General features: G+C 56.0%; 16 protein-coding genes and 1 tRNA gene. 9 read left to right on the forward strand and 8 right to left on the reverse strand.

What is annotated here, in order from left to right; genetic code table 11:
• Positions 1-1086, reverse strand: a complete 1086-nt coding sequence (gene aroC / locus ABLX76_RS22780; protein ID WP_044524280.1) for a chorismate synthase — start codon at positions 1084-1086, stop codon at positions 1-3.
• A 42-nt stretch (positions 1087-1128) separates the two neighbouring features.
• Positions 1129-2061 (reverse strand): 50S ribosomal protein L3 N(5)-glutamine methyltransferase, encoded by a 933-nt coding sequence (prmB, locus tag ABLX76_RS22785; protein ID WP_023290538.1) that lies wholly within the window; start codon positions 2059-2061, stop codon positions 1129-1131.
• Between the two features lie 167 nt (positions 2062-2228).
• Between prmB and smrB the strand changes: the two genes are divergently transcribed.
• Positions 2229-2780, forward strand: a complete 552-nt coding sequence (gene smrB / locus ABLX76_RS22790; RefSeq protein ID WP_004201792.1) for an endonuclease SmrB — start codon at positions 2229-2231, stop codon at positions 2778-2780.
• 18 nt (positions 2781-2798) lie between these two features.
• On the opposite strand, the gene sixA is transcribed toward smrB, so the two are convergent.
• The 4 genes from sixA to ABLX76_RS22810 form a co-directional block, all read right to left on the reverse strand.
• The gene (gene sixA / locus ABLX76_RS22795) at positions 2799-3284 is read right to left on the reverse strand and encodes a phosphohistidine phosphatase SixA (protein WP_004201794.1); all 486 of its coding nucleotides are present in this window, start codon (positions 3282-3284) and stop codon (positions 2799-2801) included.
• A 209-nt stretch (positions 3285-3493) separates the two neighbouring features.
• Positions 3494-5638, reverse strand: a complete 2145-nt coding sequence (fadJ, locus tag ABLX76_RS22800; RefSeq protein ID WP_348875333.1) for a fatty acid oxidation complex subunit alpha FadJ — start codon at positions 5636-5638, stop codon at positions 3494-3496.
• A complete protein-coding gene (fadI, locus tag ABLX76_RS22805) occupies positions 5638-6948 on the reverse strand; it encodes an acetyl-CoA C-acyltransferase FadI (protein ID WP_044524283.1) in 1311 nt (436 codons plus the stop codon). Before fadI ends, fadJ begins: the two co-directional genes overlap by 1 nt.
• 158 nt (positions 6949-7106) lie before the next feature.
• Positions 7107-7391 (reverse strand): YfcZ/YiiS family protein, encoded by a 285-nt coding sequence (locus tag ABLX76_RS22810; RefSeq protein WP_023290542.1) that lies wholly within the window; start codon positions 7389-7391, stop codon positions 7107-7109.
• A 373-nt stretch (positions 7392-7764) separates the two neighbouring features.
• Between ABLX76_RS22810 and fadL the strand changes: the two genes are divergently transcribed.
• On the forward strand, positions 7765-9087 hold the full coding sequence (gene fadL, locus ABLX76_RS22815) for a long-chain fatty acid transporter FadL (protein WP_348875334.1): 1323 nt from the start codon (positions 7765-7767) through the stop codon (positions 9085-9087).
• Positions 9088-9145: 58 nt separating this feature from the next.
• Here the strand turns inward: fadL and mlaA are convergent, their stop codons facing one another.
• On the reverse strand, positions 9146-9907 hold the full coding sequence (gene mlaA / locus ABLX76_RS22820; RefSeq protein ID WP_032453618.1) for a phospholipid-binding lipoprotein MlaA: 762 nt from the start codon (positions 9905-9907) through the stop codon (positions 9146-9148).
• Between the two features lie 289 nt (positions 9908-10196).
• On the opposite strand from mlaA, the gene ABLX76_RS22825 reads away from it, so the two are divergent.
• The 5 genes from ABLX76_RS22825 to ABLX76_RS22845 all read left to right on the forward strand — a co-directional run bounded on the left by ABLX76_RS22825 (position 10197) and on the right by ABLX76_RS22845 (position 14488).
• Positions 10197-11126, forward strand: coding sequence for a formate/nitrite transporter family protein (locus ABLX76_RS22825; protein WP_023290545.1), 930 nt, complete (start codon positions 10197-10199; stop codon positions 11124-11126).
• Positions 11127-11214: 88 nt separating this feature from the next.
• A tRNA-Arg gene (locus tag ABLX76_RS22830) sits at positions 11215-11289 on the forward strand.
• Positions 11290-12241: 952 nt separating this feature from the next.
• Positions 12242-12562, forward strand: coding sequence for a GGDEF domain-containing protein (locus tag ABLX76_RS22835; RefSeq protein WP_065812255.1), 321 nt, complete (start codon positions 12242-12244; stop codon positions 12560-12562).
• 217 nt (positions 12563-12779) lie between these two features.
• Positions 12780-13262: a WbuC family cupin fold metalloprotein gene (locus ABLX76_RS22840; protein WP_023290574.1), complete on the forward strand. Its 483-nt coding sequence runs from the start codon at positions 12780-12782 to the stop codon at positions 13260-13262.
• A gap of 365 nt (positions 13263-13627) precedes the next feature.
• Entirely contained in the window at positions 13628-14488 is an 861-nt protein-coding gene (locus ABLX76_RS22845; RefSeq protein ID WP_348875335.1) for a hypothetical protein, read from the forward strand.
• A gap of 30 nt (positions 14489-14518) precedes the next feature.
• Here ABLX76_RS22845 and cynR read toward each other — a convergent pair whose 3' ends face one another.
• Positions 14519-15427 (reverse strand): transcriptional regulator CynR, encoded by a 909-nt coding sequence (cynR, locus tag ABLX76_RS22850; protein ID WP_348875336.1) that lies wholly within the window; start codon positions 15425-15427, stop codon positions 14519-14521.
• 132 nt (positions 15428-15559) lie between these two features.
• Between cynR and ABLX76_RS22855 the strand changes: the two genes are divergently transcribed.
• Both ABLX76_RS22855 and ABLX76_RS22860 read left to right on the forward strand, forming a co-directional pair.
• A complete protein-coding gene (locus ABLX76_RS22855; protein WP_023290577.1) occupies positions 15560-16018 on the forward strand; it encodes a nucleoside deaminase in 459 nt (152 codons plus the stop codon).
• Positions 16015-17211 carry a CynX/NimT family MFS transporter gene (locus ABLX76_RS22860; RefSeq protein WP_023290578.1) on the forward strand — a complete coding sequence of 399 codons (1197 nt, stop codon included), beginning with the start codon at positions 16015-16017 and terminating at the stop codon, positions 17209-17211. Before ABLX76_RS22855 ends, ABLX76_RS22860 begins: the two co-directional genes overlap by 4 nt.
• The last annotated feature ends 327 nt before the right edge of the window (positions 17212-17538 follow it).

Raw genomic sequence — 17538 nt, forward strand, 5'->3', positions numbered from 1 at the left:
TTACCAGCGTGGAATTGTCGTCGTCACGTCGCCATTCTGCGCGCGCTGACGCATAAAGTGATCCATTAAGACAATCGCCAGCATCGCCTCAGCGATCGGTACGGCGCGTATGCCGACGCACGGATCGTGACGCCCTTTGGTGATCATCTCCACCTCTTCGCCAAAGCGGTTAATGGTATGACCGGGAACGGTAATACTGGAGGTCGGCTTCAGCGCGATGTTGGCAACGATCTGCTGACCGCTGCTGATGCCGCCAAGAATGCCGCCGGCGTGGTTGCTCTGGAATCCGGCTTTGGTGATCTCATCGCGGTTTTCGCTGCCGCGCAGCTTCACCACGTCGAAACCGTCGCCAATCTCCACACCTTTCACGGCGTTGATGCTCATCAGCGCGTGGGCGATATCGGCGTCAAGGCGGTCAAAGACCGGCTCGCCAAGGCCCGGCGGTACGCCGTCGGCGACGACGGTCACTTTGGCGCCAATGGAGTCGCCCTCTTTTTTCAGACCGCGCATCAGTTCATCGAGAGCGTCGATTTTCTCCGGGTCCGGGCAGAAGAAAGGATTCTGTTCAACCTGATCCCAGTCTTTAATAGCCAGCGGAATGTCGCCCATCTGCGTCAGGCAGCCGCGAATGACGATGCCGAACTTCGCGGCGAGGAATTTTTTGGCAATCGCCCCGGCCGCCACGCGCATCGCGGTTTCGCGGGCGGAGGAGCGACCGCCGCCGCGATAGTCGCGCAGACCATATTTTTGCTCGTAGGTGTAATCCGCATGGCCAGGACGGAACAGATCTTTGATCGCGCCGTAATCCTGCGAGCGCTGATCGGTGTTCTCAATCAGCAGCCCGATACTGGTCCCGGTGGTGACGCCTTCGAAGACGCCGGAGAGGATTTTGACCTGATCCGGCTCGCGACGCTGCGTGGTGTAACGCGAGGTACCCGGGCGACGACGATCGAGGTCGTGCTGCAGATCGGCTTCGGTCAGCGGAATGCCCGGCGGCACGCCGTCAACGATGCAGCCCAGCGCCAGGCCGTGCGACTCGCCGAAGGTGGTGACGCGAAAGAGTTGTCCAATTGTATTTCCTGCCATCACGGCTCCATTCTTTGTCGTTATGTTGGCGTGTTGTTTTTTTTAGTCTTTATAAATACCGAAGTGCGCGCGAGCGTCAATCAGCTGCTGTTTGGTCAGCATAAAGACGCCGTCGCCGCCGTTATCAAACTCAAGCCAGGTAAACGGCACGTCCGGATACTGCTCCATCAGATGTACCATGCTGTTACCGACTTCACAAATCAGAATCCCGTCGTCGCTGAGATAATCCGGCGCATTGCCGAGGATGCGACGCGTCAGCTTCAGGCCATCGCTTCCGGAGGCCAGACCCAGAACCGGCTCATGCTCATACTCTTCCGGCAGATCGGCCATGTCCTCTTCATCGACATACGGCGGATTAGTGACGATCAGATCGTATTGTAGCTTCGGCAGGTCGCGGAACAGGTCGGAACGGATCGGCGTCACGTGATGGATCAGGCCATGGGATTCCACATTGTGCTCGGCGACGGCCAGCGCGTCCGGGGAGATATCCACGGCGTCGACTTCGGCTTCCGGGAAGGCATAGGCGCAGGCAATGGCGATGCAGCCGCTGCCGGTGCACATATCAAGGATATGCTGCGGCTTATGGGTAATCAGCCCGGCAAACTGGTTATTGATCAGTTCGCCGATCGGGGAGCGCGGCACCAGCACTCGCTCATCGACGTAAAACTCATGGCCGCAGAACCACGCTTTGTTGGTCAGATAGGCGACGGGAATACGCTCGTTCACGCGGCGAATCACCCGCTCTACAATGCGGTGTTTCTCGCTGGAGGTCAGGCGCGCAGTGCGCATATCTTCCGGAATATCCAGCGGCAGATACAGCGAAGGCAGCACCAGCTGTACCGCCTCGTCCCATGGGTTATCAGTCCCGTGGCCGTACCAGATATTAGCAGCGCTGAAACGGCTTACCGCCCAGCGCAGCATGTCCTGAATGGTATGCAGCTCATTGACTGCCTCATCAACAAAAATTTTATCCACGACATCCTCCAGGGCACACTCTGCTATAAATTCGGCGGCTAGTGTGCCATGAAGACGGCGATAAATCAGCATTCTTGCGTGGGGTGGCGGGGGAAAAAACAGGTTTTCCTTGCCCGAAGGGATATTGAGTCGGGTAAACTAGCGCAAAGTATTAATGAGAGCGGACAATGAAAAAGAAGACATCGCTTAGCGAGGAGGATCAGGCGCTGTTCCGTCAGCTGATGACCGGCACGCGGAAGATCAAACAGGACACCATCGTTCACCGCCCGCAGCGCAAGAAAATCACCGAGGTTGCCCCTAAGCGTCTGCTGCAGGAGCAGGCCGACAACAGCCACTATTTTTCCGATGAGTTTCAGCCGTTACTGAATACCGAAGGCTCGACAAAATATGTCCGCGCCGACGTCAGCCATTTTGAGCTGAAAAAGCTGCGCCGTGGAGATTATTCCCCGGAACTGTTTCTCGATCTGCATGGGCTCACCCAGCAGCAGGCCAAACAGGAACTGGGCGCGCTGATTGCCGCCTGCCGCCGCGAGCATGTGTTTTGCGCCTGCGTGATGCACGGGCACGGGAAGCACATTCTCAAACAGCAAACCCCGCTGTGGCTGGCGCAGCATCCGCACATCATGGCTTTTCATCAGGCGCCAAAAGAGTACGGCGGTGACGCCGCACTGCTGATTCTGATTGAGGTCGAGGAGTGGCAACCGCCGGAGCTGCCTTGACGGCGAGCTCCGGGGTCGTCAGATGGCGTTGGCCATCTTGAGATTGCAGGGGCTTTTCTGCCAGAGGTATTCACCCTTGCCGTCGGCGTCCAGATTAACGCAGGCGATAGCCGAGGTGGTGAACATCGGGGGCGTTTCCCCCGGGCACAGCTCTGAGACCAGGTACCCCACCAGCGGCAGGTGGGAGACGACCAGCGCCGTCGCCACGCCTTCATTTGCCAGCGCCTGCAGATAGGCGCTCACCATTCCCACATCGCCGCACGGCGTGAGTTCCGGCATCACGTCGACATGTTTCGGCAGGTTCATGCACTCCCCAACAATATCCAGCGTTTGTTCCGCACGCAGATAGGGACTGACAAGAACGCGCTCAATATCCACTTTTTGACCTTTCAGCCAGGTTGCCATCTGACGAGACTCATCACAACCGCATACGGTTAATGGACGAACCGAGTCGCTGGCTGCATCGAGGGCAGCGTCGCCGTGACGCATAATAAAAACTTGCATATTGCACCGCTTTTGTTAACCAGAAGCACCGTAGTTTGGCCTGCGAAGACAATACGCAGGTGACCCGGTGGCCGGGCATTGTGCCTGATCCATTCAACGAATGAAACGCTGTTTTTTACCTCAATGGCGTAAGTATAGTCAATGATTGTTTACAAAACAGCCAATCAACAGCGTCATCCGCAGCCGGATTTACCTTCTTTGACCATAACTTAGGTCATCCGTTCATCCGCTGGCCAAAAGGTGGTCCCCTGTTCGGCCATGCGTAATAAAGTGTCACAGGGTGTAAAACGTGGGCCGTACTGGGCGGCCAGGCGCTGCAGGATCGCGGCAACTTCACCCGCGCCGATAGTATCCATATACCGGAACGGGCCGCCAAGAAATGGCGGAAACCCTATACCAAATACGGCGCCGATATCACCATCGCGCGCGCTACGGATAATCTGCTCATCAAAGCAGCGCGCCGCCTCGTTAAGCATCATCATCACACAGCGCTCCGCCACCTGCTGCGCGGACAACCGCGACTGGGGGCGGTCGATGTCCAGCAGCGGATAGACTGCCGGGTCGGGTCGTTTTTTGCTTTTACGCCCTTTTGTCTCATAAAGATAGAAACCACGATTATTTTTTCTACCTTTGCGATCGTCCTTCAAAATCGCGTCAATGATGTTTGCAGGCGGGCTGAAACGCTCTCCAAAGGCATTCTCCAGCACGGGAATAATTTTGGTGCCGGTATCGATACCCACTTCATCCAGCAGTTGAACCGGTCCCACCGGGAAGCCGAATTTCACCAGCGCCTTATCAATCACCTCAACCGGTTCTCCCTCCACCAGCAGGCGCATCGCTTCATTTATATACGGCGCGAGGATGCGGTTTACATAGAAGCCCGCTTTGTCCGCCACCACGATCGGCGTTTTCCCCTGACGTTTAGCCAGTTGCACCACCGTGGCGATGGTCTGCGGATCGGTTCCCTTATGCGGGATCACCTCAACCAGCGGCATTTTCTCCACCGGGCTGAAAAAGTGCAGGCCGATCACCCGCTCAGGGTGGCTGGCATGGGCGGCTATATCGCCTATCGGTAACGACGAGGTATTCGAGGCAAAGATAGTCTGCGGCCCGCCGTTTTGCTCCACTTCACTGACCATCCGCTGTTTCAGCGCCAGGTCCTCGAATACCGCCTCAATCACCACGTCGCGATGGGTAAAGCCCTGATAGTCGGTTGTGCCTGTGATCAGCGCCAGTTGACGATCGCGCTCGCTGGGGCGCAGTCGACGCTGGCGAACCTGTTTGTTCAGCAGATCCCAGCTGTACTTTAAGGCGTGGTTGATCCCGCCCGGCTGAATATCTTTGATTCGCACCGGCAGTCCGCCTTTACAGGCGGTCACATAGGCGATCCCCCCGCCCATCAGGCCGCCGCCCAGGACGGCAACGCTTCTCAGCGGAGCGGGTTCCGCCTCGGCGCCACGGTCTTTTTTCAGATCGGTACTGGCAAAGAAGATCGATCGCAGCGCCTGCGACTGCGGGGTCATCGCCAGTTCGCCAAACGCACGGGCCTCTTCGGCGTAACCGCTGCTGCAGCCATGGGCCAGACCATTCTCGACGACCTGCAAAATTCGCTTCACCGCCGGGTAGTTGCCCTGGGTCTTGCGCTGCGTTTGCTTGCCGACGTACTGGAATAACAGATGGCGACCCAAGGGGCCCGCCAGCACGCGTTCGCGAACAGGCACCTCGCGGCTGGCCGGGCGCCCCTTCAGCGCCAGCTCCACCGCCGCCTGCAGTAAAATTGTCTGCGGCACCACCTCGTCCACCAGACCGGCCTTCAGCGCCTGGCGCGGCCGTAACTGCCTGCCGGTGAGCATCATATCCAGCGCCGTGCTGACGCCGATCAGCCGCGGTAAACGCTGCGTCCCGCCGGAACCCGGCAGCAGACCAAGCTGTACCTCCGGCAACCCGAGTCGGGTTTTTTCGTCATCGCTACAAATGCGGCCATGGCAGGCCAGCGCCAGCTCCAGTCCGCCGCCCAGACAAGCGCCATGGATGGCGGCAATGACCGGAATCGACAAGCCATGGATCTCGGCCATAATCTGCTGCCCCTGGCGCGCCAGCGCTTCCGCCTCCTGCGCGCTGCGGCAGCGGGCAATCATGTTGATATCTGCGCCGGCGATAAAGTTATCGGCTTTGGCGGAGATAAATACCACGCCGCGCACCGACTTATCGTCGCGTATCTGGCGTATCAGTCCCCGCACCTGATTGCCGAACTCGGCCTTCAGGGTATTCATTTTTTCACCCGGGGCATCGATGGTAATCACCGCGATGTTGTCCGCACGGACCTCAAGCTTAAAAGCGGAAACCGTATCCATTATTCAGCCTCCACAATCATCGCCGCGCCCAGACCGCCTGCCGCGCAGGCCGTCACCAGACCAAATCCCCCTCCCCGTCGCCGTAGCTCATGCAGCGTCTGGGTGATCATCCGCGCGCCGGTGGCGGCAAAGGGATGACCGTAGGCGATAGAGCCGCCGAGGACGTTAAATTTACTCTCATCCACCTCACCGGTGGCCTGCGCGCGGCCCAGCACCTCGCGGGCAAAGCGGTCGCTTGCCAGACACTGAAGATTAGCCAGCGTCTGCGCGGCGAAAGCTTCATGCATATCGATAAGCGTGAGATCCGCCAGCGTCAGGCCAGCGCGCTCCAGCGCCAGCGGCGTGGACCATGCGGGCCCCAGCAGCATATCCTGCCAGACGTCGATGGCGGTAAAGGCATAGCTGCGCAGATAACCCAGCGGCGTCAGACCCAGCTCTTTGGCCCGCGATTCGGTCATCAGGATCACCGCCGCCGCGCCATCCGTCAGCGGCGTGCTGTTGGCGGCGGTAACGGTGCCATGTTTACGGTCGAAGGCCGGGCGTAACTTTTGGTAATCTGCGAGGGTTGAATTTTTACGGATGTTGTTGTCCTGCTCCAGCGGCTCGCGGAAGGGGGGCGCATAGGCGGTCATCACCTCCGCGGACAGCTTTCCCTCTTCCCAGGCTTTAGCCGCCAGCTGGTGTGATCGATGCGCCAGCGCATCCTGTTGTTCCCGGCTGATCCCCCAGCTTTTCGCCATCTGTTCGGCGGTATCGCCCATCCGTAAGCCGGTTGAATATTCCGCCACCGCCGGGGGGACCGGTAGCAGGTCGCGCGGCCGCAGGCGGGAAAACAGCTTCAGTTTCTGGCTCAGCGTGCGGGCTTTGTTCGCATCGACCAGCGCGCGGGCCAGCGTTTTGCTGACGCCGACAGGCAGCACAGAGGAGGAATCGGCACCGCCGGCGATACCGGCGCGGATGGTGCCGGCCATCAGGCTTTCAGCGACATTCGCCACGGCCTGGAAGCTGGTGGCGCAGGCGCGACTGACGCTGTAGGCGTCGGTGTGCACGCTCATTCCGGTACCGAGCACAATTTCCCGGGCGATATTCGGCGCCTCCGGCATCTGCACGACCTGACCGAAGACCAGCTGTTCAATGGCTTCCACAGGAATGTCGCTGCGCGCCAGCATTTCGCCAACCACCATTTTTCCTAAATCAACGGCAGGAACGCCATGAAATGCCGTCGCCTGACGCGCAAACGGCGTGCGTAACCCTGTGACAATGGCAATGCGATCGCCCTGACGGGTGATAAGCGGTAATGCCTGACTCATAACTCTCCCCTGTTAACCAAGACAACCAAGTGGTCTGACCTGATAGCATTGTTAACTAATTTTTTACATTAAGCCAATCGGGGAAGCGAAAAATTGCGAGCCAAAACACATTGAACAGAAAAGATAACGCCCCGTTCACGGGGCGCTAAGCGGAGGGATTAACGCAGACCCAGCTGGAAGATGAGGGATTCGGCTTCACAGCTAAACACAAAATCGATATCCAGCTTTACGCCGCCGTCAACGTCGGCGAAGACGGGATTAATTTTGCACGGTTCAGATTCCACACTGCGGGCTTTTTCGCTCAGCGCGGCGAGCATTTGCTCTGCTTCCGCGCGGTTGGCGAATACGCGGCTGTATGAGGCGGTGCAGTCGGTGTTGTCGACAATGGTCCCAACATCCATACAGCAGCAAACCGGGGTTTCATCAGCGCTACATTTACTCATCGTAGATTTCCTCTGGATATGCACCTGCGGTGCCAGACAATTAATGTGCCTATTTTACGCCCGCCCTCCGGTTTGCCTCCAGCCGAGAATCGCTATCACGGCGTTAAGTGACAGAAATCACACTTAAAAATGATCTAAAACAAAAATCACCTTTTCTCCGTCGCCTTCCCCCCGACAATTTTGCCAGCTGGATCGCGTTTCTGTTATCACAATTGAAAAACTTCATAAACAAACTTGCAACAACTCATCTGGTCAGACCTATACTCAGCGCACTGGTCTGATTTCTCTGTTGTACCGCAGACCCTACACTTCCGCGCTTCTGTTACGGCATGTAACATAGTTTAAAAAAAAATAACTCAATGAGGTTATGGGCATGAGCCAGAAAACCCGCTTTACCCAATCTGCCCTTGCAGTGGCTGTCGCACTTGTTTCCACCCAGGCCTGGTCAGCAGGCTTCCAGCTCAACGAATTCTCTTCATCAGGGCTGGGTCGGGCCTATTCCGGTGAAGGGGCTATCGCAGATGATGCAGGCAATGCCAGTCGTAACCCGGCATTAATTATGATGTTTGACCGTCCGACTATGTCGGCGGGCGCCGTTTTTGTCGACCCGGGCGTCAATGTCTCCGGCACTTCCCCCACCGGCAAAAGCCTGAATTCGGACAATATCGCCCCGACGGCGTGGGTACCCAACTTCCACTTTGTCGCGCCGATTAACGATCAGTTCGGTTGGGGGGCGTCCATCACCTCCAACTACGGCCTGGCAACAGAGTATAACGATGATTATGCGGCCGGCAGCATGGGCGGTAAAACCGACCTGACTACGGCTAACTTCAACCTGAGCGGCGCCTATCGCCTCGACAGCAACTGGAGCTTTGGCTTAGGTTTCGATGCGGTCTACGCTAAGGCGAAGATCGAGCGCTATGCAGGCGATCTGGGCCAAATTGTCGCTGGCTCTGGCGCGTTGCCGCCGGCGCTGGCAGGCCAGGTGGCGAAGATCCCAGCCGACACGCAGATCGCCCATCTTAACGGCAATGCGTGGGGCTTTGGCTGGAACGCCGGTATCCTCTATGAGCTGGATAAGAACAACCGCTACGGTTTAACCTACCGTTCCGAGGTCAAGATCGATTTCGACGGTAACTATCGCAGCAGTCTGCCAGCGGCCTATAACCAGATCCTTGGCAACTTCGGTCTGCCGGCGGGTACTAACGGCCAGACCACCGGCGGTTCACTGACCCTTAACCTGCCGGAAATGTGGGAACTGTCGGGCTATAACCGCGTGGCGCCGCAGTGGGCGGTCCACTATAGTCTGACCTACACCAGCTGGAGCCAGTTCCAGGAGCTGAAAGCCACCGGCAGCAACGGCCAGACGCTGTTCTATAAAGAGGAAGGCTTTAAGGACGCCTACCGCGTAGCGCTGGGGACGACCTATTATTACGACGATAACTGGACCTTCCGCACCGGTATCGCCTTCGACGACAGCCCGGTACCGGCCAACAATCGCTCCATTTCCATTCCGGACCAGGATCGCCTGTGGCTGAGCGCGGGTACCACCTACGCGTTCAACAAGGATGCGTCGGTTGACGTCGGGATTTCCTATATGCACGGGCAGCATGTGGAAATCAAGGAAGGCCCGTATACCTTCCGCTCCGAAGGGACCGCCTGGCTGTACGGCGCCAACTTCAACTACCGCTTCTGATAAGCAGCGCGCAACAAAAAAGGGTGAACATCATGTTCACCCTTTTTTTATTCGCAGATTACTGTGAATCGATATCTTTCAGTTCATCCTGAATGGCCTGGGCGTTCGGATTGTCCGCCGGGGTCAGCTTACCGCCGTTGGCGATAAAGTCATGACGCTGGAAGTAAGCCTCACGCACCAGAATGTAAGGATCGGAAGACTGACGCAGCAGGCCGTCGGAATCCAGCAGCTGAGCGCGTGTCTCAATCCCTTCTACCGCCCATTTGCCGATCGACATCGGCCAGGTCAGCCAGGAGAGCACCGGATAGAGGCCATCGGCCATATCGCCACCTTCGTCACGCAGGGTAAAGCTGCCGTAGAATGGCAGTTGCACATACGGGCCATAGCCGACGCCATAGTGGCCGAGCGTGCTGCCGAAACGATGCGGTTCAACGCGCTGCAGCTGCGGATTAGCCATCCCGGCGACATCGATCAGACCACCCATCCCGAGGATGGTGTTCAGGAAGAAGCGGGTAAAGTGGACCATCCCTTTATACGGGTCGCCCTGCAGGAAGGAGTTCACCATCACCGCCGGCTCTTCCAGGTTGCTGGTGAAGTTGCTTAAGCCATTGCGCGCCGGCTGCGGAACATAGTCACGCCATGCCACCGCGACGGGACGAAGCACGTAAGGATCAACCACGTTAAAGTTGAAGTCAAACATCGTGCGGTTAAACCCTTCTAACGGGTCTGAGCGCCCCTGCGGCCGATCGCCAGAGCTGGAACTGGCACATCCCACCAGCAATGTGGCGCCAAGCGCAAGCGCCGACAGGCGATAATTCATAGATGTCTCCCTGGTTTTTATGGCTATCGCGAGTTGCCATCCATGACGGAAAGACAACGTTTCCGCCCGTACAGATGTGAGCGATTGTAACAGCACGTTGAACGATGTCTATATCACCCAAGTTGTTGATTTGATCATAGCCTGGGAATAACGAGATCGCGGGGCTCCTATTCTAGCGGAGCGACAAAAATCTGACGTTACCATTTTTGCGATTTCAGAGTATGCCCAGCCAGACGCCAGGTAAAGCCGCTACGCTATTACTATACAGAGTGATAGCGAGGGCCACGAAATGGATGAACTTGATGATAACAAATTAAAGCCAGCGGACGACGAACGTGAGGTCGAAAGTGAAGAAAAGCAGCGCGGGGAGGAGATAGAAGTGGATGAAGACCGTCTTCCCTCGCGGGCGATGGCGATCCATGAACATATTCGTCAGGAAGGGGAAAAAGAGATGGAGCGCGATGCGCTGGCCCTGCTGTGGTCTGCGATTGCGGCCGGTCTGTCGATGGGCGCCTCGTTGCTGGCGAAAGGGATTTTTCACGTCAAGCTGGAGGGGATCCCGGGAGGGTTTTTACTCGAGAACCTCGGGTATACCTTCGGCTTTATTATCGTGATTATGGCCCGCCAGCAGCTGTTCACGGAAAATACGGTCACCGCCGTACTGCCGGTGATGCACAATCCCACCCCCGGAAACGTCGGTTTACTCATGCGGCTATGGTCGGTGGTGCTGGCGGGCAATCTCATCGGCACCGCGGTGGCCGCATGGGCCTTCAATTATATGCCTGTTTTTGATGAGCCGACCCGCCAGGCCTTCGTCAGCATCGCCGAAGATGTGATGAAAAACAGCCCGACGGAGATGTTCGCCAATGCGATTATTTCCGGCTGGCTGGTCGCCACCATGGTCTGGATGTTTCCCCTCGCCGGCGCCGCCAAGATCGTGGTGATCATTCTGATGACCTGGCTTATCGCCCTGGCGGATACCACCCATATCGTGGTGGGCTCGGTGGAGATCCTCTATCTGGTGTTTAATGGAAGCCTGCCCTGGAGCGACTTCATCTGGCCTTTCGCCCTGCCGACGCTGGCGGGTAATATCTGCGGCGGGACCTTCATCTTCGCACTGCTTAGCCATGCGCAGATCCGTAACGACATGAGCAACAAGCGAAAAGCGGAAGCCCGCGCGCAGGCCGCTGCAAAAGCCAAAAATGCCGACCGGGCATAAAAAAGCGCTCAGAATGGCGAGGGTTTAAGCAGTCAGACGGTATAGCTCTTACTCAGGCGGGCGAAAAACGCTATACTCGTGCCGCCTTGTCCCCTTAGTTAAATGGATATAACGAGCCCCTCCTAAGGGCTAGTTGCAGGTTCGATTCCTGCAGGGGACACCATAACCCTCCTGCTTTATGTCGGATCCACGCCGACTTTTGATGGTTTTTCTGCAGCTCCTGTAGACAGTCTACTCAAGGTGGTACCGACCTGATCATCAATGCCCCCTTCCTGTTAACGCACAAAGTGATTTATTTATAGATATAAAACCCGTGGCGCCATTCCTCTTTTTAAAAAGAGGAAAACACCAGTTATAATTTTGCGACTAAAATGAACAACCCACAGGAAAAGACGAGTTGTAAAACGTAATGACATCGTCCGCAGCGACCGCACGAAAAGCATACTGCTCACTCCCGACAGACATTCAAAATATTGATATTCACGATCATAAAAACATAGTTTTCTTGCCCTGACAGGTATGACCTAATGAACAGGCCATCAGACTCATCTATTTTTACCGCAACGCGTTAACACTCACCTAAATCATCACCGCGGCATTAGTATTCAAGTTTCGTTCGCATCGCCTGCTGGCCTCCCATAATCACATTATTATTACCTTTGCCTGTGTAAGCCTGACCTTAGCTATCGTCCTGATTGTTGGATTTTCCTCAATCCACCTGTATGAACCAACGATTCGCTTAGCCAGTAATATAATGGTTTACATATGGACGTTCTTTTTTTAACGACGATGGCATTAACCCGCTTCAGAAATATATTCTGGACAGGAATCTATTTTTACTACTTCGTTTATATCTTAACCTTCTCTTTCTTAACAACCGCAGATGTCGCTAGCGAGAACACAGGGTATAAAACGAGGCTTTTCGAAACGCTGGGCACTCTGAACTTTATTATCATTATTTTCCTTAATGCGTTTAATCTTTATCAATTATCCAACAATAAATATGAGAATGCCTATCAGAACTCGATTCGTGATTATCTGACGCAGCTGTATAACCGCCGTTATTTTTACCTTGTGCTGATAAAAAAAATGCAACGGGTCTCTGTGCAAAACCATTGTCTAAATTGTTATGCGACATCGATCATTTCAAGCGCATCAATGACAAATATGGTCACTTTCAGGGAGATCTTGTTATTCAGTATGTGGCCGGGGTACTTCAGGATCAGGTTCGCAGAGATGATATTGTGGCCAGAACAGGCGGCGAGGAATTTGCGCTATTACTGTCTGACGTGGGCCAACAGCAGGCGCAACTCATCGCCGAGCGGACCCGCCAGACCATTATCAATCCAGGCGACGTCAGCAGCAGGGTTAAACTGCCCGAAAGCGTCACGATCAGTATCGGTCTTGCCACAACGGAGGATCCTAAAACGGTATAGAATGAATGACTTAACTGTGCCGACGGCGCCCTGTACCAGACAAAAAAAGCAGGTAGGAATTGCGTGGTTGCCTGGCAGAAGCCCTCCTGCACTCTATAGCCTCGACAATTAACCGACAGCAACACGCTTTATGCGTACAATATCGCGTGGCCTGGTCGTCAACCTGCCGCCCAGCCGATGCAACACTCTCTGGACAACAAAGGAGCCAGGCGTTGATATGAAACAGATCACCCTTAGCGATATGCAGCAGCAGAGCGAAGCGGCGGCCAGTTCCCCGCGCTTACGTGCCCATCGCAATTTTCACCCTGAGCTGAGCGACCCGGTGCAGCGTCTGGCTATCGCTATGGAACCCGGCACCTATATCCGCCCGCACCGGCACCGACATACCTTTGAACTTTTGCTGCCGTTGAAAGGTCGCTTTGTGGTGCTAAATTTTGATGATCATGGCGCGATCACTAACCGGGTGGTGCTGGGTGAAACCTGCACGGCGCTGGAAATGGAGCCTGGCACCTGGCATACGGTGCTCTCACTCGACGCTGGTGGGATGGTATTTGAAGTCAAACAAGGCGCTTATCAACCGCTTGCTGAAATCGACACTATGGACTGGGCGCCAGCAGAAGGTCAGCCGGGTACCGCGGAGATGATGGCCTGGTATGCCATCGCGCAGCCAGGAGATCGCTATCCCTCTGTAACCCGGTAAGCTTGGCCGCCGCAAACGGATGCCGCGAGTATCCGTTTGCGTTATCCCTGTCGTCCAGGCATTGATCTCAAGATCCACATTCTCTTCATGATGCGTTCCCTCTCGTCGAGGTCGTTAATAAAAAAACAAAAAAGTGTTGTATTCAGGCGCTAAGCAAACTATTTTTCTCGAGCGAAATAAATGATAGGATTACACCATCAAGTGAATGGCTGACGTAACAATAAGAATAATCATCTTATTGATATAATATTCTCAACATGAATGAATTTCATCAATCAGACCAGCGACGTTAACAAAAAAAGCACATGACCATCAGATTTTCATTGCTAATACTGACCGCTATTTTTCTGCAATAAACAATCCTTATGAATATAACAGAACGGAATATCTGGAAATTAAATAATTTACCGCCAATGGAGTATTGTTCCCTTTCCCGGGCGCAAAAATTATTAAACTGCGAAATTGAAGACATTCTTCACTGGCATGATATCGGTGCGATCAATCTATGCCTGAAGCTTAACCCGACGCGGGGAACACTAAAACTCGCCGTCCTTTCTCATCAGGAAAAAGAGGTAACCGACACATTTAATCCACTCAATTCATCAGAGACGCTGGAAACCTACTGGTCGCCACACTCGCATATCCATAGCATTTTGCGGATGGATGACGATATTCCCGTCATGGAAACCCAGAGCGGGAATACCGTCACGCAGTTCAACGTCAAGGTCACAGCTTCAGGACTCTGGCATCCGCACGGCCGGAATTTAATGGCGTTACTGGAGGCGCCTAACGATATTCATCGTGAAAACGGGTTCAGCATGATGCTGCCTGAGAAACCGTTTGTTTATTGTCACTTCATTCCGCAGGAAGCCGAAAACCCCATCCTGTCATTGAATCGGCTCTATATTACCAGTCAGGCAATTGAGAAAATATTTGCCCATAGCATTAGCGCCCGACCGATGGATGTCACAAAAAATCCGCTACGGCAACAAACCGGTTATATCCATCAGGAATTAACCTCACTTCCGCAAAGTGAGGTACTGCTGGAATTTATCCACGATCTTATTCTGTCCCATACTTTATTTAATGTGAAATTGCAGACCATGGCTGAGCCAGACAAGACCCAGCTCTTTCATCACGTGCTGGAAAGGCTGAAGGAGGAAGTCATGCTTAGAGAGAATGCCCTGCCCGACGAGGCCGACACCAGCAACGCAGCCCATCGTTAATCCTGGTTCGCCGTCGAGCGACGCACGCCTTCAGGCAGGAGGCAGGCGGTTTTCCTGCTCAAGCGTTAGCGCAATCTCCCGCGCCAGGGCGATAAATTCGCGTGCCGCGGCGCTCTGCCACGCATCCCTGCGCTGGAGCAAACAGGCCGTTCGCTGCAGCAGCGCGGGTTCCAGCTCAATCGCCACCACATCATCATACTGCCCGGCGATCGCCGCCGGCAGCAGTGTCGCAAGGGGCGTTCGCCGAATGACCGACAGAACGGCGCCGATAGAGTTGGCCTCCATCTGCACGTCAGGTTCGAGCCGATGACGACGACAATAACGATCGATCTGCTCCCGGGTGGCAAACTCGCTGCTCAGTAAAATCAGCGGCTGCTCGTCGAGCGCCTGCAGCCTGAGCGCGTTCTCTCTGGCCAGAGGATGCGTGCGGCTCACCACCAGCGCGAGGGTTTCCGTCAGCAGCGGCTGAACGACAATATCCGGGGAACGACTGTCGTCAAAGGCGATGCCGACATCCAGGTCATCCTGCAGCAACATCATTTCCATGCGCTCCTGGTTCATCTCCTGGATCAGCAATTTCACGCCGGGGTAGCGTCGATAGTAGTTTTCCACCAGCGGTCCCAGCATATAGGTGGTGAAGGTCGGCGTCATGGCAATGCGGAGTTTGCCGCGCTGCAGATCCTCAGCGTCATGCAGAGCGCGCCGCCCCTCCTCAAGATCGCGTAACGCCCGGCGGGCATACTCCAGCCAGATCTCTCCGGCATCGGTTAACCGGATATAACGGCCAGAGCGGTCGAAAAGCTGAACCTCCAGCATGGCTTCCAGCTGGCGGATCTGCTGTGACAGCGCCGGCTGGGAGACGTGCAGCGCCGCGGCGGCTCGGGTAAAGCCACGGTGTTCTGCCACAGCGATAAAGTAGGAAAGATGGCGCAGGAGCATCCGCTTACCTATAAGTAATTCAACTAGGGTTCATCATAAATAAGTCTTTTAACTTATGAAACAAGTTACGTACCCTCTACGCACGACCCGTTGCCTCTTTTACCTTGAACATTATCTTGTGCAGGAGTGACTATGTCCGCTCACGATCGCTATCTCCAGCGCGCCTTAGCGCTGGCAAAACACAACACAACCCACGGTGGTCGCCCCTTTGGCGCCGTGATGGTGCGCCATAACGAGGTTGTCGCCGAAGCCGTCAACACCTTTCATCTGAGCGGCGACCCAACGGCGCATGCCGAACTGAATGCTGTTCGCGATATTGCCGCCAGGCTGGGAAGCGAAGTTCTGCGCGAATGCGTTATTTACGCCAGCGGACAGCCTTGTCCGATGTGTCTTAGCGCACTCTATTTAACCGGCGTGCGGGAAGTATTTTTCGCCAACAGCAATCAGGACGGAGAGCCTTTTCAGCTATCTACCGCCGCGATTTATCAGCAGTTGCAGCAGCCGCTGGCGCAGCAGACGTTGCCGATCCATCATCGCCCCCAGCCGGAGGGGCTGGCAGTTTATCAGCGGTGGGCGGAACAGCAGCCATGAAAGCCGTGTTGCGACAGAATCTGACGCTGGGGATCCTGGTGCTGATCGGCATAAATATGCGGCCGCTGCTCACCTCCATCGGCCCTTTGCTTCCGGAGATCCGCGCCGCCAGCGGGATGAGCTATACCCTGGCCGCGCTACTGACCGCCCTGCCGGTGGTAGCGATGGGCGTGCTGGCGCTGGCCGGCGGCTGGGTCGATCGTCATGTCGGTCAAAACCGTAGCATTGCGCTAAGCCTGCTGATTATCGCGGCGGGCGCCCTGTTGCGGGAAATCGCCCCGAATAGCGGCCTACTGCTCACCAGCGCCCTGGCAGGAGGCGTTGGCATCGGCATCATCCAGGCTGCCATCCCGGCGGTGATTAAGCGCTTATTCGCCCGACGGACGCCGCTGGTAATGGGGCTATGGTCAGCTGCGCTAATGGGCGGTGGCGGGTTAGGCGCCGCGTTAACGCCGTGGCTGGCGTCGCACAGCACAGCCTGGCGGGATGCGCTGGCCTGGTGGGCGCTCCCCGCCCTCCTCGCCCTGCTCAGCTGGCTGGCGATTTGCCGGCACCTGCCCCGTGCTCCGCATCAGACCAGCGCCGCCCCCCGGGTAGCGATTATTGGCCAGCGCCGCGCCTGGACGCTGGGGCTCTATTTCGGACTGATCAATGCTGGCTACGCCAGTCTGATCGCCTGGCTGCCGCCCTATTATATGCAGCTTGGCGACAGCGCCCAGTACAGCGGCTCGCTGCTGGCGTTGCTGACGGTTGGGCAAACCGCGGGCGCGCTGCTGCTGCCGGCGCTGGCTCGCCAGGATGACCGGCGCCAGCTTCTGCTGTGTGCTCTGGCGCTCCAGCTGATTGGCTTCTGCGGCTTCATCTGGCTGCCGCAGCACTTCTCCGCGCTCTGGGCTCTCGCCTGCGGCGTCGGTCTGGGCGGCGCGTTTCCCCTGTGCCTGGTGCTGGCCCTCGATCATGCCGGACAACCGACGGTGGCCGGCCGGCTGGTAGCCTTTATGCAGGGTATCGGATTTATTATCGCCGGCCTGTCGCCCTGGCTTTCCGGCCTGCTGCGTAGCCTGAGCGGGAACTACACCCTTGACTGGTCCTGGCATGCGCTCTGTGTCCTGTTACTCATGGCGATCACGCTGCGCTTTATCCCGGCACACTACCCTGCCGAGTGGCGACAGCGCGCCTCTGATCTGCATTAAACCGGTGGCGCGTGGCAACGTGAATGCCGCGCGCCAAGCCTGACTAGCCCCGCTAATCGCCCTGATGAGAAACCCGTTTTCGCAGCGTCGCTGGCGCTAAATTTATTACCGGGCGAAATTAATGTGTCGCCGAATCACGACACTCGTAAGTAACTAAAAATTAATAAAAAAATGCCTCTTGTTTCCCTGATTTTTTAGGCGTACATTAGCGCCATCTGGAGCACTTAACGCACAGAATTGCGAGCTGCCGCAGGGTGAGATTTCACCAGCGACAGCCCTTGAAAAACAGAACAATTAATTCATTTGAACGTCGCATAAGCGCGTGGA

Origin of the sequence: Klebsiella sp. JB_Kp004 (genome assembly GCF_040065795.1) — a bacterium.
Classification (GTDB): domain Bacteria; phylum Pseudomonadota; class Gammaproteobacteria; order Enterobacterales; family Enterobacteriaceae; genus Klebsiella; species Klebsiella quasipneumoniae.